This is a genomic window from Oxalicibacterium flavum (assembly GCF_014635065.1).
GTDB lineage: Bacteria > Pseudomonadota > Gammaproteobacteria > Burkholderiales > Burkholderiaceae_D > Oxalicibacterium > Oxalicibacterium flavum.
Window position 1 is genome coordinate 614,009 of record NZ_BMCG01000002.1, and the last position, 16,258, is coordinate 630,266.

Annotated in this window: 15 protein-coding genes; all 15 read right to left on the reverse strand. The window is 63.0% G+C overall.

Annotated features, from left to right (window positions below; all coding sequences use genetic code 11):
- Nucleotides 1-14: 14 nt before the first annotated feature.
- Nucleotides 15-1,172, reverse strand: coding sequence for a GumK N-terminal domain-containing glycosyltransferase (locus IEV38_RS06415; RefSeq protein WP_188395323.1), 1,158 nt, complete (start codon nucleotides 1,170-1,172; stop codon nucleotides 15-17).
- 24 nt (nucleotides 1,173-1,196) lie between these two features.
- The gene (locus IEV38_RS06420; protein ID WP_188395324.1) at nucleotides 1,197-2,663 is read right to left on the reverse strand and encodes a lipopolysaccharide biosynthesis protein; all 1,467 of its coding nucleotides are present in this window, start codon (nucleotides 2,661-2,663) and stop codon (nucleotides 1,197-1,199) included.
- A complete protein-coding gene (locus IEV38_RS06425; protein WP_229728845.1) occupies nucleotides 2,663-3,493 on the reverse strand; it encodes a polysaccharide pyruvyl transferase family protein in 831 nt (276 codons plus the stop codon). Before IEV38_RS06425 ends, IEV38_RS06420 begins: the two co-directional genes overlap by 1 nt.
- A 58-nt stretch (nucleotides 3,494-3,551) precedes the next feature.
- Nucleotides 3,552-4,571, reverse strand: coding sequence for a glycosyltransferase family protein (locus IEV38_RS06430; RefSeq protein WP_188395325.1), 1,020 nt, complete (start codon nucleotides 4,569-4,571; stop codon nucleotides 3,552-3,554).
- Between the two features lie 67 nt (nucleotides 4,572-4,638).
- Nucleotides 4,639-5,694, reverse strand: a complete 1,056-nt coding sequence (locus tag IEV38_RS06435) for a glycoside hydrolase family 5 protein (protein ID WP_229728847.1) — start codon at nucleotides 5,692-5,694, stop codon at nucleotides 4,639-4,641.
- A 41-nt stretch (nucleotides 5,695-5,735) separates the two neighbouring features.
- Nucleotides 5,736-6,524: a glycosyltransferase family 25 protein gene (locus tag IEV38_RS06440; protein WP_188395326.1), complete on the reverse strand. Its 789-nt coding sequence runs from the start codon at nucleotides 6,522-6,524 to the stop codon at nucleotides 5,736-5,738.
- A 53-nt stretch (nucleotides 6,525-6,577) separates the two neighbouring features.
- Nucleotides 6,578-7,717: a glycosyltransferase family 4 protein gene (locus IEV38_RS06445; protein ID WP_188395327.1), complete on the reverse strand. Its 1,140-nt coding sequence runs from the start codon at nucleotides 7,715-7,717 to the stop codon at nucleotides 6,578-6,580.
- Nucleotides 7,707-9,047 carry a polysaccharide polymerase gene (locus tag IEV38_RS06450; RefSeq protein ID WP_188395328.1) on the reverse strand — a complete coding sequence of 447 codons (1,341 nt, stop codon included), beginning with the start codon at nucleotides 9,045-9,047 and terminating at the stop codon, nucleotides 7,707-7,709. Before IEV38_RS06450 ends, IEV38_RS06445 begins: the two co-directional genes overlap by 11 nt.
- Entirely contained in the window at nucleotides 9,047-9,772 is a 726-nt protein-coding gene (epsI, locus tag IEV38_RS06455) for an exosortase-associated protein EpsI, B-type (RefSeq protein ID WP_188395329.1), read from the reverse strand. The genes IEV38_RS06450 and epsI overlap by 1 nt, the downstream gene beginning before the upstream one ends.
- On the reverse strand, nucleotides 9,753-10,643 hold the full coding sequence (gene xrtB, locus IEV38_RS06460) for an exosortase B (protein WP_371869847.1): 891 nt from the start codon (nucleotides 10,641-10,643) through the stop codon (nucleotides 9,753-9,755). Before xrtB ends, epsI begins: the two co-directional genes overlap by 20 nt.
- Nucleotides 10,644-10,657: 14 nt before the next feature.
- Nucleotides 10,658-11,536, reverse strand: coding sequence for a chain length determinant protein tyrosine kinase EpsG (gene epsG / locus IEV38_RS06465; protein ID WP_188395331.1), 879 nt, complete (start codon nucleotides 11,534-11,536; stop codon nucleotides 10,658-10,660).
- A gap of 24 nt (nucleotides 11,537-11,560) precedes the next feature.
- The gene (gene epsF, locus IEV38_RS06470; protein WP_188395332.1) at nucleotides 11,561-12,955 is read right to left on the reverse strand and encodes a chain length determinant protein EpsF; all 1,395 of its coding nucleotides are present in this window, start codon (nucleotides 12,953-12,955) and stop codon (nucleotides 11,561-11,563) included.
- A gap of 52 nt (nucleotides 12,956-13,007) precedes the next feature.
- Nucleotides 13,008-13,793: a polysaccharide export protein EpsE gene (epsE, locus tag IEV38_RS06475; RefSeq protein ID WP_188395333.1), complete on the reverse strand. Its 786-nt coding sequence runs from the start codon at nucleotides 13,791-13,793 to the stop codon at nucleotides 13,008-13,010.
- Nucleotides 13,794-13,818: 25 nt separating this feature from the next.
- Nucleotides 13,819-14,769: an EpsD family peptidyl-prolyl cis-trans isomerase gene (locus tag IEV38_RS06480; RefSeq protein ID WP_188395334.1), complete on the reverse strand. Its 951-nt coding sequence runs from the start codon at nucleotides 14,767-14,769 to the stop codon at nucleotides 13,819-13,821.
- A gap of 95 nt (nucleotides 14,770-14,864) precedes the next feature.
- Nucleotides 14,865-16,232: an undecaprenyl-phosphate glucose phosphotransferase gene (locus IEV38_RS06485; RefSeq protein WP_188395335.1), complete on the reverse strand. Its 1,368-nt coding sequence runs from the start codon at nucleotides 16,230-16,232 to the stop codon at nucleotides 14,865-14,867.
- Between the last annotated feature and the right edge of the window lie 26 nt (nucleotides 16,233-16,258).

A 16,258-nucleotide genomic window follows, 5' to 3' on the forward strand; every position in this document is an offset into this window, starting at 1 on the left:
AATTTCAGGTGGATTCAGGCAACCTGGCTGTAGGCAAAGGCAGCGGCTTCCGTACGGCGCGCTTCCCCCGGCAATTGCGTATCCGCGTAATCCTGCGGTGCCAGCAGGCGGTCGACCACCTGCGACCATTCGAGCGGCGTGCGGAAAGTCTGGCGCGGCGCGGCCATGGCGGCGCGCATGGCGGCGGCGATCGAGTCGGCATCGTCCGGCGTGTAGCCGAAACGCGAACGGTAGTCACCGACGATGCCGCTCGGGCATACCGCCGGCAGCCCGAAGAAGTCGTACTGCATGAGCTTGAGCGAGGTGTCAGCCAGATAGGTCGGCAGCCCCGCCGCGCGATACGGCGCGAGGCCGATGGTCGCGTGCTTGATGTAGGGCAGCGTGGTCTTGTGCGGCATCTCGTCATGGACGTGCACGTTGTCGCCATAGCCGTCGTGGCGTCCGGTGCCGGAACCGATGATGTGGAAGGTCACTTCCGGGAACAGGCGCGAGGCGATCGCGAAGAAACCGGGATCGAACAGCATGGAGCCGACCGACACCGCGTGGATGCCCTCGCCGTACGGCGACGGATCGGCATGCTCGGCAATCGAGAAGTCGAAACCCTGCGGCACCACGTAGCGGTTGTCCGAACGCGGCATGCCATCGGCCATGAAACGCGACTTCAGGCACAGCGCATCCATCTGCGGTGCGATGCGGTCGAAGGTGCGCTTGACGTAGGAGGCGACGTTGATCGTCTCCAGGTCATCCGAGGCGACGTAAATGGTGCGCGCGGCCGGATTCAGTTCGCGCACCAGCTCGAAGAACACCGGCGCGATGCCGCTTTCGAACACCACCGTGTCGGCTTCGCGTATCCATTCCACCAGCACCGGGCTGGGCCGGCCCACGTAGCGCCGGAACAGGAAGGATTCGAGCGGCTGGAACATCTCCTTGCGCATGTTGAACGGATGGATCAGCGTCTTCCACAGATAGCATTCGACACCCTCGTGCATCTCCTTGCGGTTGGCGAGCGAGCCGATCGACTTGCGCGGGTCCGACTTGAGATCAGACAGCAGGCTGTACTGGCACGAGAAGAAGCGCGTCGGCCCGCGCCTTGCCAGTTCTCCGGCAATGAAGTGCAAGCCGGCCTTGCGGCGACTGCGATAGTCATGCGCCGAAATCACCAGGTAGCTCATGATATTTTCCTTTCCCAACGACTGTCACGGATACGAGCGGCGCAAGATCAGACGTGCGGCGAAGCTTGCTGCCAGTGCGCGATACTCGCGCGCCATCACGAAATACAGCAGCAATGCATAGGACAGCGCGCCGATACCGATCAACAGTGTCAGCCGCAGCACCACCGGCAGGTCCTGCATCAGCGTAGCCGCGAACACCACCACCACCGCCATGAATGCCGACGCCACCAGCGCCGGCAGGATATTGAAGAAGTACTGCCGCCAGCCGACCGAGATCAGCGTGATGGCGCACCAGACCGAGACCGGGAACAGCAACAGCGCACGCAAGGAAAATGCCAGCGCGGTGGCGACCAGGCCGAAGCGCGTGAAGGCGACGAACGCACCGATATTGGTCACCGCGTACAGCAGCGCCAGGCGCGTCTGCCATTGCGGCTTGTTCTTCACCAGCATGATGCTCTGGTTGTAATAGCCGATCGAGGTCAGGAAGCCGATGATGGTGATGATCTGCATCACCGGCACCGACGGCAGCCACTTCTCGCCGAGCAACAGCAGCACCACATCGCGCGACAGGATGGCGAGGCCGACGAACAGCGGCGCCGTCACCATCGCCGTCAACGCGGTCGAGTGCAGGAAGGTCGCGCGCAACTGCTCGTCGTCGTCCTGCAGGCGCGAGAACGCCGGCAACGACACGCGCATCAGCGCGGTCGAGATCACGATGTTGAGCGTGTTGGTGATGCGCTTGCCGGTCGCATAGAAACCGGAAGCCGCCGCCCCCAGGTAATAGGTGACGAAGAAGATGTCGCTGTTCTGGTTGGCGAAGTTGGTGGCGGCGGTGGTTGCCACATACTTGCCATAGCGCACGATCTCGCGGAACGCGGTGCCTGAAAATCGCAGCGACGGCGTCCAGCCGGCCAGCGACCACAACAGGACGAATTCGCACAGCGACGTCACGACCTGCTGCGCGATCAGGCTTTCGACGCCGTAGCCGTTGAACGCCATGCCGATGCCGACCGCGCCGCCGGCCACCACCGAGACGAAGGAGCGGATCGCCAGCGGACGGAAGTTCATCTGGTGCGTCAGGCGCGCCTCGTGGATGCGCGCCAGCCCGCTGCACAGGATCATGAAGCTCACGCCGCGCACCACCTGCGACAGGCCCGGCGCATCCAGCCATTGCTCGAGCCACGGTGCCAGCACGAACAGGATGCCGAAGGCCGGCAGCGACAGGCCGAGGCAGGTCCAGATACCGGTGCTGTAGTCCTCGTCGGTCGGCGCCTTCAGGCGCACGATGGCGGTCGCGATGCTGTCGAAGGCAATCGCCTTGAAACCCTGCACGATCAGGATCGCGGTCGCCAGCAGGCCGAACAGCGACGGCGCAAGCATGCGCGCCAGCACGATGAAGACCACCAGCGTGATCATCTGCCGCGCGAAATTGTCGATCAGCGACCACATGGTGCCGCGGTAGATCGCCTTCCTGACGGTGCCGGCTTCCATCAGCGCAATGCCTCTTCCCACAGATCAAGCGGAAACGCCGCCAGCAGGCGCTGCGCGTCGAACACGGGCGGCGGCATGCCGCCCATCTCAAGCGCTTCCTCGATGCTGGACGCGGCCTCGATCGCGCCGCGTCCGGTACCCATCACGTAGTCGTTGTACTTGAAGATGTTTTCCTCGGGCGACAGGCGCAGGTAGCGCGCCGGAATGCCGTAGGCTTCGGCGATGATCAGGCCGTGCAGCGAACTGGCGATCACCATCTCGCCGCGCAGGATCTCGGCGATGCAACGGTTCCATGCATCGAGCGGCGAGACGATGTGCGCGATGCCCTTCTCACGCGCGATCTCCAGGTCGTGCAGGTTCGGCACGAACACGTAAGGCGATTGCGGATCGCGCGCGAAGCGGTCCGGGAACAGCGTCGGCATCAGCAGCGCCGGATCGCCATAGACCTCGGGCACGACGATGCCGCGCTGCTGCAGAAAGTCGCGCGTCAGCGGGCCGCGCACGGCGCGCACGTCGAGCGTCTCGAAGCGGTGTTCGGTGGCGGCGATCTTGCCATTCACGCCCGAGCCCCACACCACGTCGCCGCTCTGCGCGAAATGCAGGACCGAGCCGATCGCGAACAGCGTGTGCGCAGCGGCCGTCTCTTCTTCGAGCAGGTGCTGGTACGCGGCCAGAATCCTGGTCACGACCACGCGCGACAGGTGATCGCCGAAATTGAGGCGGCCACCCGACGGCGTCCAGTAAAACAGCTCCACGCGCGGAAACGCGCCCTGCCCACGCTCGTCGCCGGCGCCATTGGTCAGCCGATTCAGGATATTCATCAAACCCATGTTCTGATCCGGAACGGGGCATGCCCGTATCCGGCCTGTGCTGTATTACCAAACGAAATCATTGCGTGAGACCAAGCCGCTCGAATGTCATCGCCACATGCGAATGAACGGATTGATCGGAGAAGTGCCCCTGCGTCACCGCCACGTCCGACGCGCTGATGTCGAACCGATGCTGCCGCATATGCATGACAAGGTCATGAAAATCGCCAGCCGCCACCACCATGTTGTCGTTGACGGTCTCGCGGAACCACGCGATGAAAGGCGTTTCGATGGCGAACACCGGCACGCCGAGCGAAATCGAATAGATGATGCTGCCGCTGACGATCATGTCGTCGTCGGCATGGCAGATCACCATGCCGGCCGACCGCACGATGAGTTCGCGCGCGAGCTCGTCGGAAATGAATTCGGCGATCAGCGTCACGTTGGGACCGGCCAGCGACTGCAGACGTTGCAGATAATCGGGATCGGGACAGGAGCCGCAAACCACCACGTGCATGTCGGGCGGCAGGATCTCGAGCAGCCGGTCGATGTTCTTGTACGACAGCAGTCGGCCGAAGATCACGAAATAGCGCGACGGCAACCGCAGTTGCGCCACCGATGCCGCTACCGCGTCGTCGACTTCGTACAGGGGATGCGGCACGTAGAACCGGTTGTCTTCCGCCAGATGGCCCGAATGCACCCAGCACAGGTCGAAGCACTTCTCATAGAGTGCGATGATGCGCCCCGCGAGGTCGCGGCTCTTGCCGACGGCGCTGTGCGGATAGACGTTGTGCCGCACGAAGATCGTGCGGCGCGAGATGACGTTGTAGATCGCGATGCGCACGAACTCCTTGACCACGCCGAACGGACTGATGCGGCCGGTACGCGCATTGACGAAATTGTTGTCCGACCAGTTCAGGATCAGGATGTCGAAGCGACGCTGGACGATGCTGCCCAGAATGCGCTTGAGCGGCGGCGCTTCGGCAATGTCACCGAAACCGGAGAGGATCTTCTTGAAATTGTCTGTATAACGATTACCGTCGTTCTCGAAAGGAAAATACGCAATACGCAGGTTTTTCTTCAGGGGCTGCATCTTCATCACCATCTGGCAGGCTGATTGCCGTGAACTTTATGACAACATTCACGGCAAACTCGTTCACACCACGTCACTGAAAATATTTCTTGAGCACCGCCGCCTGCGGCTTGTCCACGCCGTCGCGCGGCTGAATGCTCATCGGATAATTGGCGGCCCACCACGCGCCTGCCGCCCAGTAGGTCCAGCCGCGCCACACGGTCGTGTCCGCCATTTGGGCCAGCATGGCATCCAGTGCCGCCAGGCAAGATTCGGAGCCCGGCGTGCCGAATTCGCCCAGGAACAGCTTCTGTCCATTCTGCTTCGCCCAGTCGGTCACGTTGGCGAAGATGCGGCCGAGACGATCGGGCTCCACGCATTCGGTGCCGGTTCCCGAATAGCCGGGATCGGCGTACTGGTGTGCCTCCAGCCAGGTACGTCCGAGCGGATCGGTGAGCGCGGCGAACTCCCGGCCGTTGGATGTGCCGCCCTGGTCCTTGGTCCATTCGTGCGCGCCGCTCCAGCGTCCGCCGGCGACCAGGATCACGTTCTGCGCACCGGCTGCGCGCAATGCCTGCACGGTCTGGCGCGCAACAGGCGCCCACTGCGCGATGCTGATCTTGGCCGGCTCGTTCATCAGGCCGAAGATGGCCTGCTGCGGATCGGGAAAGGCCGCCGCCAGCCGCTTCCACAGATCGACGAAGGCCGTTGCCGGCACCTCCGCCGAACCGATGGTCTTGCCGCGATAGGTGCCGTAGTTGTGCACGTCGAGAATCACGCACAGGCCGCGCGCGGCGGCCTGCTTGACCGTCTTGTCGATCTGCGCGAGTTCGGCCGTGCTGAGTTCGCCGTTCAACTCCGGCTGCACGCGCTCCCACAGAAACGGCAAGCGGATCGTGTTGCCTCCAAGCTGCTTCACGTAATCGAGATCGGCGTTGCGCGGATACATGTAATCCTTGTTGAGCGTGCCCGGCAACTTGGAGCTGTTGAATTCGGCGCCCGCCAGATTCACGCCCTTCAACTGCCCGGTCGCCAAGCACTGGGCAGCCGCGCTGCCCGCCAACGCGAACAGCAGCATGCCTGCCATCCATCCGAACAGGGCAACGCCACCTCGCCTGTCACCACTTGCAGCCGGGAACATCTGTTTCATTTCTTCTCCTTGTTAAACGAATTGCACGGCGATCACTTGCGCTAATGACGAACGATGTCGTCCGACAGGCGAATTCGCCGGTACCCGACGATCAGGTTCTTCAAGCCGCGTACGCGCCAGGCAACGATCCGCAAGTGATGCTGCCAGCGCGAACGGTCCGACCCATGTTCGATATCGCTGCCGTACCGCGTCTGCACCGTGCCGCGCACCAGATCGAACTTCGACTGCACGCACAGCGCCGGCACCGACTGGAAGACGCGGTGCCGTCTGGCGGCTGCCGACGAGCGCTTGTCGAACAGGAAGAAATCGACCGGGCTGTGACTCTTCACAGGCTCGACCAGCAACAGCCTGGCTGCGTCGCGCGTGATCGCGTAGGCACCGGCGCCCCAGCTTTCCGAGCGCACGCCGTACAGGCTGATCGGCAACACCGAAAGACTCTCCTTCATGTCCAGCAGGACCCGATGCCGGGTTCCCTCGAAACGCACGATGTCGAAATGGCCGAGGTGCTTGCCAAGATTCGTCAACACCATCGGCAAGCTGCTGCTGATATGCACATCGTCCTCGAACACCACGCCGAATCCGGCACTGTCTTCCGCAATCCGGTTCCAGGCCTGGAAATGGCTGCGAAAGCAACCGATCGCGCCAGGCAGCCAACCATTGGCACGTGCCCGCAGCCGGGCAAACTCCATGCGCTCTTCCACGCTCATCGCCCTGCCGTCAACCGCATCGATGCGTTCGAACGGCAGACCCAGTTCGTCGAGCTTGCTGCGCATCGCCGCCAGCCGGTCGGTTGCACGCGCCAGATTGATCACATAAATCCTGAAATCCATGTCCTTCTCCCCGGCCCATGACCTGTATGGGCAACAGCGCTTCGACCAGATGCCTATCTCACCGCACTACCTTCGCCTGCCAGCTTTCTGTAAATATCCACATAGCGGTCGGCGATATGCCGCCAGCTGTACTGCGCCGCAAAGCACTGCGCCGATTCGCGCCGCTGCGTGAAGGCTGCGGTGCCGCCGTCGTGCAGCGCCAGAATGCCCGCCACCTGTGCCGCGACATCGTCCCGGCCGATCAGCATGCCCAGGCCGGATTTCTCCACCAGGTTGCGAAACGGCGGAATATCGCTGAGCAGCGGCGTCAGTCCCGCGCTCATCGCCTCGATCGGCGCAATGCCGAAACCTTCGTGGCGCGACAGGCAGATGTAATAGCCGGCCTGACCGATCAGACCGGCAAGCTCCTGTTCCGACGGGTTCTCGACGATCGTCACGCGCCCTTCCAGACCGGCGCTACGCACCCGCTCCTGCAGTTCGTCGCGCGTATGGTCGTATTCGCGGCCGGCGACGATGAGCCGCCACTCGGGCCGTGCGTTCGCCAGTTCCCTGAACAGCGCAATCGTTTCCAGCAACCCCTTGTTGACCGACCAGCGGCCGAAATAGATCATGGTCGGCGTCGGCGTGCGCGCGGCGCGATCGGCGTACTTCTCCACGTTCACGCCGTTCTCGATCACCGCCAGCCGCGGCGCATGCATGATGTGCGCGAATATCTCGCCGTCGTTCTCGCTGGTCCCCACCACGCGGTCGTAGGCCAGGGAAGTGCTGCGCGTGACGGTGTTGAAATAGACGCGCTTCAGACGCGAGGCAAAGGCCGTGTGAAAGAAGCCGCCATGGGTGGAAGCCACCAGCGGCTTGCGATGCAGCGGCTTGGTCAGCGCCAGATAGTCGTAGAAGAAATCGACGCCATGCACGTGCACCACGTCGGCATCGCGCACGTGCCGCAACACGCCCGGCGCCAGCGGATAACGCGAGGAACCGCTGTACGGCAGACGCGTCACGCGTATGCCCTGCACCTCGTCCTCGGCCGGCAGGACCTGGTCCGAATTGCGGAACAGCCGGTCGAGCGTGACGATGCGCGGGCGATGTCCATGCTGCAGCAATTGATGGCGCGCGATGTTCTGCACCACATCCTCCATGCCGCCGACCGAAGGATGATACTGACGCACCAGATGAACGACCTTAAGAGACATGACTTGCCTTTCTGTTTGCAGACTGCGGTGCCGGCGTATCGGCAAAGCCGCGCGCAACCGCAGGTTTTTCGCGCAGCGCGCAGCAGCCGATCAGGAACCACAGCACGCCGGCGGTCTTGAGCGCCATCAGCGAGGTGCCGCTGATGGCGAGGATCAGCGACATGTAGAGCGCCGCGTAGGCGCGGAAACGGATGCCCTGCTCGTCCTTCATGCGGATCATCCAGAAACCGATCCACAACGCCACGAAGAAAGGCAGGCCGAAACGCGTGAGCAGCACCGCGTAGCCCATGTCGCCGAAGCCGAGGTTGTAGCCTTTGAGTCCCATCAGCTCGCCGATGCCGAATTCGCTGAGCACCACACCCGTGATGCGCAGCCGGCCCAGCATGTTGTCGCCGTGATAGTCGGGCAGAAAGAGCGCGATGCCGATCAGCATCAGCACACAGACCAGCGGCAGGAACATCAGCAGGTAATGCATGCGCCCGCGAAACGCCAGACGCATCAGGATCAGGCACGAGATCGTCATCAGGCCGTAGCGCGAATCGGCCAGCGTGATCATGAGCATGGCGGCGCCGACGAAGAACAGCATCCAGCGCCATTCGGTCTTCTCCTTGGACAATCCCCATGCCGCCGTGATGACGGCGAAGTTGCCGAGCGAAACCGGTTCCAGAAAGATCGACGATACGCGGTGCGCGCCCAGAAGCCCCGGCAGGATGGTACGGCCTATGCCCTCGGGCCGCATGCTGTTCAATGCGAGCGTGTTGTCCTTGATCCAGTTGGTGCCGCGCAGGCCGCCCTGGCTTACGTAATACGAAAAGACGTTGAAGACGCGCGAATAGTATTCGACGAAGAACATCTCGAAGAAGCCGAACAGCAGCACGACGCCGATCAGGATGCGCAGAAAACGGTCGGCCGTGCGCACGTCGCCGACCGAACGGCCAAGCCAGTAGAACAGCAGCACGATCAGCAGATCGCGAAAACCCTTGGCATCAAGCGAGCCGCGCAGCAAGGCAAGCAAAAGAAGATACGCGGCACACAAACTCAGGATGGCGACCACGTCGAGCTGCAGCCGTCGCGCCAGCACCAGCAGGCAGCCGAGGTACAGCACGAACTCGGCGGCGCCGACCATCGCTGTACGCACTGCGAACACGTGCGTGTGCACCAGGCACAGCGCCATCTGGTACAGCGCCGCGCCGAACAGGATCCACAAGCCGAACAGCCGCCAGCCGTGCTCCTGGCGCGCGGCCTGCTGTGCAGTGGGACGCGGTGTGTAGCCCGGATGCGCCCAGCCATTGGCGGCCGGCGGAAAGAACAGCGAATCGTGACGCGCCATTACGCCTGCCCTCCGGCTTCGGTTCGGCCCGCCAGCCGCACGCGCTGCTCGGGCGTAAGCGCGTCGAACAAGGCATCGACGAAGCCATTCTGCAGGCGATAGGCGCCCTGCACATCGTTCTGTATCGAAGACACGCGGAAGATCAGTCCGTCCGGGATCGTGCCGTTGAGTCCGTAGGCGAGCTGTGCCAGCTTGCGGCGCAAGCCGGGCAGCGTCGCCTTGTCGCCAACCGTGACCCAGTAGGTCAGCGGTTCATGACGCATACCGTTGATGGCGACCAGTCGCCGCACCGGGATCACGCCATGCACGGTCTGCAGTGCATCGACGTGGTTGTCGTGCAGCGAGAAGCCCTGTGCCGCATAGCAGATCTCGGGGCGGTGCGCCTGCGTGGATTCGCCTCCCTGGTCGCTGCCGTAGGCGATCGACAGCATGATGCGTTCGCCATTGCGGTTGACATAGATGCGCGACAGCGTGGTCGCATAGATGCGGCGCAGCGCGGCCTCGGTCTGCGGATTGACCACCGCCGACGCCAGCGCGCGGTCCTCGTGCCAGTCGCCGAAGGAGGTCGGCACCAGTGCATCCAGATCGACCGCCGGCCGCTGTGCGGCCAGCATGTCGGTCGGCGTCACGAAGGGAATCGCACCGGCGGTCGAGACCATGATCGCGCCCAGCGCGAGGCCGAACAGCATGGTGCGACGCGTCTGGTCAGGCAGCGGCATCGGCATGGCGTCGCCCCTCCCGATATCTGACCCACATCTGCAACAGCGCATCGACGCCGACGATCAGGATCAGTGCGCTGAAGAACAGCACCATGCCGGCAAAGCCGTGCAGGAAACCCTGGCCGGCCGCATCGCCGAAATGGTAGGTGATCAGGGTCAGCGTCATTACCCGGATCACGTTGGCGGTGAACGAGATCGGCACGATCAGCAAGGCCAGCGCAATGTTGCGGAAGGCCGAGGCATGCTGCACCACATTCAGATAGAACAGCCCGAGCGATTCCAGCGTCAGCAAGGTCTGCAGACCGGCGCAGGCATCGGCCACCAGCAACTGGTACTGCCCGATCTGCAGTACCACGCCGTCGCGCGCGATCGGGTAGCCGACGGCGAACAGCACGTGCTCGGTGACCCACGATACCGCGGTCTTCATCGGCATCGTCAGTTCGCTGACGATGATGCCGGGCAGCGGCAGCATGAACAGCATGAAGAAGAACGGAAACCACAGCACCTTCAGGCCGGCGAAGCCGCGCTTGAGCAGCACGATGCCGGCCAGCACCCAGATGAAGGAAGCGACCTCGACCACCGGGATCTGCTGCGAGCGGCCCAGCACATGAAACAACAGTCCGATCACGAATACCGGCCAGCCGGTCAGCGCCATGCGCGGCGGTGCCTTCTGCATCATCGCCGGCCATTTACGCCAGATCAGCCACAGCGACAAGGCCAGAATGATGGGGCCGTGCCCCTGCTCCTCGGTTCTCCACAATCCCTCGAACAATCCGATGAACATCGGCACGAACAGTGCGAGCAGACCGATGGCGATCGGCAGCCATTCCTGCACGTGCGGCTTCCACCGCATCGCCGCGTCGGAAGCCGGTCGCATGGTCCAGGCGCTCATCAGTCTTCCAGCAGGATCGAGCCGATCACATCCGCTCCGTAGCGGCCGAGCTGCTCGGCCGCTGCATTGATGTGCGCAATGCGCGTGCGGTTCTTGCGCGCCACCAGCAGCACGCCGCCCGCATGCGTGGCCACTGCCAGCGCATCGGCGCCGGTCGAGAACGCCGGCACTTCATACAGCACGACGTCGTAGCCGTGCTCGATATGCTGGTTGAAGCGCGCGAACGAGGAGCGGCTCAGCAGCTCCTGCGGATTGGGCGGCAGCGTGCCGGCCGACAACACGGACAGGTCGATGAACGGCGCAATCCTGCTGATCGCATCGAGCTCGGCGCGGTCGGCGAGGATGTCGGACAGCCCCTGGCCGGACGGCAGATTGAAAATGCGATGCTGCTGCGGCGAACGCAGGTTGGCGTCAACCAGCAGCGTCTTTTCGCCCAGCTGCGAGAACACCACGGCCAGGTTTGCGGCAAACATGCTGGCACCATCGTCTGGATTGATGCTGGCGATGGCAAGCGTCTTGCGACCGCTGCCGAACCAGCGCAGCATCAGCTGGCTACGCACGCCGCGCAGCATTTCGACCTGTGCATCGAACGGCCGGTAGGCAGCCACCAGTTCCGGCGAAAAGCCGCCCTGCCCGGGCCGCAGATACGGGTAGTCGAACTGGTGCGCAAGGACCTGCTCGATATCGGCTTCCGTGACCAGGCCCAGAGCCTGCGCCGCTTCGCCAAAACGCATGCCCTTCTCTTTCTGCATCAACAGAATGCGCTCGGCATCGGCTGCCGAGATTTTCCCCATGTCGAGCAGAATGCGGCCAATGTTCGAATCGGGCTTGCGTCCCTGGGGATTGTGAATGGCGACGGGATTGAATATCCGGTTCATGTGGACTCCATTTTCGATTCTGTATCAGCGCTGCGGCAGCAGCGGTGGCGTGAAGCCCAGACGCGGACGTTTCGGCCGGTCCTGCCGCAACACGCCGAGCACCGGCACATTGAGCGCTTCCACCAGATCGCGCGCGGAACGCACACGGCGGTCCATGATCTCGGCCACCACCGCCAATCCCAGTCCGAGCATGGCGCCAAAGAAGATTGCCAGCACCATCAGCAACTTGACGTTGGGCGAGCTCGGCGTCAGCGGCGTCACGGCTTCGTTGAGGATGGCGACGTCGGACTGCATGGAACGCGATTCCAGGCTGGTCTGAGTGTAGCGGTTGGATGCAGCCTCGTAGGCGCGCTGCGCAGCCTGCACTTCGTTGACCAGCAGCTTCAACTCGTCACGCGCGAGATTGAGCTCCATGACCTTCTTGCGCTGCTCGGCAAGCGCCGCCTCCAGATCGGCGGCGCGCTTCTTCTGGATGTCGGCATTGCCGCTGACACTGGACGAGGCCAGACCGATCTGCTGGTTCAGGCTCGCGCGCAGCTGATCGACTTCCGCCTTGGCCGACTGGTACTGCGGATGGTTGACGCTCAGACGCTGCCTGATCTCGGCGAACTTGGTTTCGGCCGCCGCCAGATTGCCGCGCAGCCCCTGGATCACGCCGTTGTTCATGATGTCGGGCGAGGCACCGGCATTGCGCTGCGCCTGTCCCTGGCGCGAGGATGCATCGATCAGCAGGCCCTGCACCGCCACCAGCTGGCTCGACAGTTCGTTCATGCGCGCCGTTTCCACATCGAGGCGGTTGTCGGCATCGTCGATATTGTGTTCCTGCTGATAGGCCGTCAGCTTGCGCTGGGCCGCCTCGAAGTTGTCGCGCAATGCCTTGAGCTGGGTATTGAGAAAACTCGACGCCTTTTGCGCCGGCGCCACCTTCAGCTCGACCGCCGCGGTCTGGTAGGCAGCGGCAAAGGCATTCGCCATGGTGGCCGCAAACTGTCCATCCGAAGCACTGAAGGAAATATTGATGACACCGCTGTCACGCGACGGCTCGACCGCCACATTGGACGACAGCAGGCCGGCCAGCCAGTCACGCAGCGAGCCCTGGCCGCCGGTGGCGTCCTGGAACTGCTGGCGCACGGTCGGGCTGTCGGCCATCTTGAGATCGTCGATCACCTTGAGCGCGACCGTCTTGCTCTTGATGATGTCAATCTGCGTGGCCATGTAGCCAGGCATCAGCTGCGACGGCAACGCCACCCCGGTGACCGGATCGGTGCCCTTGTAGTTGAGGACCAGCGAGGTGGTCGCGGTGTAGGTCCTGGGCAGCAGCAGGACGACCACCAGGGTCAGCGCCGTGATCGCCACCAGCGGCAGCAGGATCAGCTTGTAGCGGGCCCGCAGGATGAGCAGGAGCTGGGTCAGGTTCATGTTTGCCTCTCGATACGACTCTGTTTCATGCAGTTTTCCGACGGTGCGCCGTTCAGAAGAAGCTTTCCTTCACATAGATCACGTCGTTGACCTGCACGCGATCGTCCTGCTTGACTTCCATGATCTGCATCACGCCCTGCTCGTCGCGGCGCTTGACGCTGATACCGCGTTCGGTGCCGCGCGGGCTCAGGCCGCCACCGACCGACAGCGCCTGCAGCACATCCATGCCTTCTTCCAGACGATACGAACCCGGACGCTGCACTTCGCCATAGATATAGAAGCGCGGCGCGCGATCGACGTACACCACGTCGCCCGGCCGCAGCTCCGGATTGACGGCACCGTCGCCGCGCATGATGTCGGCGAGGTTGAAGCGTTCGCGCACGGTCTGGCCATCCTTGGTGCGCACCAGTGTCACGCGGTCGTCGGCATCGGGATTGAGGCCGCCGGCCATCGCCAGGATGTCGGTCAAACTGCGCTTGCCGTCAACCGGGATACGGCCTGGCTTGTTGACCTGCCCCAGCACCGACAACTGCTGGCTCTGCATCTGCGTGACGATCAGGTTGACGTGCGGCTGGCGGATGAAGCCGCCGCTCTCGAGCAGACCGGCGATCTTGCGCTCGGCCGCGTTCGGCGTCAGGCCGCCGACCTCGACATCGCCAACCAGCGGATACGAGATCACGCCCGCATCGTTGACACGCGTCTCCACCGCCAGATCGGGATTGCCATAGACCGAAATCTTCAGCACATCTCCAGGTCCGAGCTGCAGGTCATTGGCCGATGCCGGAATACCGGTCGCCAGCATTGCGAACGCATACAGGGTCATGAACAGTTTTTTCATTGCCTTCTTCCTTCCTTGCCAGTCATCATTTTCCGAGCCCGGTCACACCGTGCCCGACATCCTTCGCCTGATCGGCACCTGCCGCCTGCGGCATGGCTGCAGCTTTCTCCTTGCCGTCCTGCACCTGATCCAGCTGTTCCGAGCCGTTCAGGTATTCCACTTTCGACTCCGTGCGCAGGCGCGCAATCTCGGCCTCGCCCGCTTCGCGCGATTTCCGCAATTGCAGGTATTGCTCGATGCGCGGCCGTGCCATCGCCAGCGTCAGCGGACTGCTGCGCACGTCCTGCAGCACGGCGAGCTGACTCTGTTCACCCTGCCGGACCGTGAACGGTTTGCCGGTCGGGATCCTCTCCAGCATCTCCACCAGTTGCGGCGGCAGTTCCGCGCTGTTTCGGATCGCCTGCGCCGGCACATACTTGACGCCATGCGCATCCAGCCAGCGCTCGACCTCGTCCAGCGAACGTGCCGCTTCCATCTTCTGTATCAGCTCGACGCTCAGGTCGCGCGTGGCGATGGTCAGCTCACGCGTATCGAACAGCTTGCGCTGCGCGAACATGACCGGATTGTCTTCATAGAACTTCCCTATCTCCGCCTCGCTCGGTCGCGCCGGCTTGCCGATCTTCGCCTGCAGATAATGCTGCGCCAGAATCTGTTCCTTCGAACGCTCGATCGCCTGCAGTACACGCGGATCGCGATCAGCCTTTTCCTTCTTCGCCTGCTGCAGCAGCAACTGGCGCCCGATCAGTCCGTCCAGCACGTCCTTGCGCGACACGGGCTGCCCCGCTGGAATGCGTTCTAGCTCGGCATTCAACTGATGCACCGTGATGTCCTCGCCGTTGACGCGCGCCATCGATTGGCCGGCCGGCTTGCTGCCCTCCTTGTCGCCACCGCAAGCCACCAGCATCACGCTCATCGTCAGCACGCACATGTGCAGCGCACCGCGGTTTCCGGTCCAACTGTTTCGACTGTTTTTCATATATTTTTCACAACAATCAACACACCATTCATTACAACGGTAGAACTGCCCTCCGCCGCGCCACACCAACAATCGGGAAGAATCCTGGATGACTCCTAGTAAGCGTTGTCACGCTGCAGCGCGACCTTCACGGTGCGCACGATGATCCACAGATCGAGCAGCAGCGACCAGCGCCGCAGATAGTCGAGGTCATAGGCAATGCGCGCTTCCATCTTTTCCAGCGTCTCGGTCTCGCCCCGGAAACCGTTGACCTGCGCCCAGCCGGTGATGCCGGGCCGCACCTTGTGGCGCAGCATGTAGCCCTTGATCTGCTTGCGGTAGAGCTCGTTGTGCGCGACCGCATGCGGACGCGGACCGACGATGCTCATGCGTCCCTGCAGCACATTGATGAACTGCGGCAGCTCGTCGAGCGAACTGCGGCGCAGGAAGGCACCGATGCGCGTGACGCGCTTGTCGTTGCGCGTGGCCTGCGTGACCTGCGCGCCATCTTCCGCCACCGTCATCGAACGGAACTTGTAAACAATGATCTCTTCGCCATAGAGGCCGTAGCGGCGCTGCTTGAAGATCGCCGGCCCCGGCGAACCGAGCTTGACCGCGATCGCGATCGCCAGCATCACCGGCAGCAGCATGATCAGGATCAGCGTGCCGAGCACCACGTCGCTGACGCGCTTGACCATGTTGTTCATGCCGGTGAACGGTGTCTCGCAGATCGCCACCACCGGTACCCCGGCCACGCTGTCGAAGCGCGCCTGGATCAGGTCGAACACATACAGGTCGGGCAGGAAATAGATCGAGGCCGTGGTGTCCTGCAGTTCGTCGAGCAGCTTGCGGATGCGTGGCTGCGCCGACATCGGCTGGCTGATGAAGATGGTGCTGATGTTGTGCGCACGCGCATAGCCCGGCAGGTCGTTCATGCTGCCGAGCAGCGGAATCCTTGTTCCCTCGGGCTGGCGCGACAGGTCGCGGTCGTCGAAGAATCCCTCCACATGCATCAACAGCCCCGGATGCTCCTCGATGCGCTGTGCCAGCTTGAGCGCCACGTCGTTGACGCCGACGATCAGCACCGAACGCACCAATCCGCTCTTGCGCAGGCTGTAGCTGATGCGATGCGCAGCGATCTGACTGCCCACCAGCGCCACCGGCGTCAGTGCGAACCACAGTACCAGCGTTTCCATCGCGAACAGGCTGAAGAAACCCGTCAGGTAACCGAGCAACAATAGAAAGCCGATCACGATCATCCAGTTCAGCAGCGCCGCCTTGGTGAAATCCCAGAAGGTCGCATCGCGCGGCATGTGACGCTGTTCGCCGAAACCGAACAGCGTGGAGCTGATGAAGAAAGTGATGATGGCAAGCACCGCATGATTGCCGGTGATCTCGTCTCCGGTCGCCAGCGCCACCAGGTACAGCATGACGATGGCAACCACCGGTTCGATCAGGCGCATGCCCCATGAGCGGGCATGCATGTCGTTCGGTGTCTGAATATGGCTGA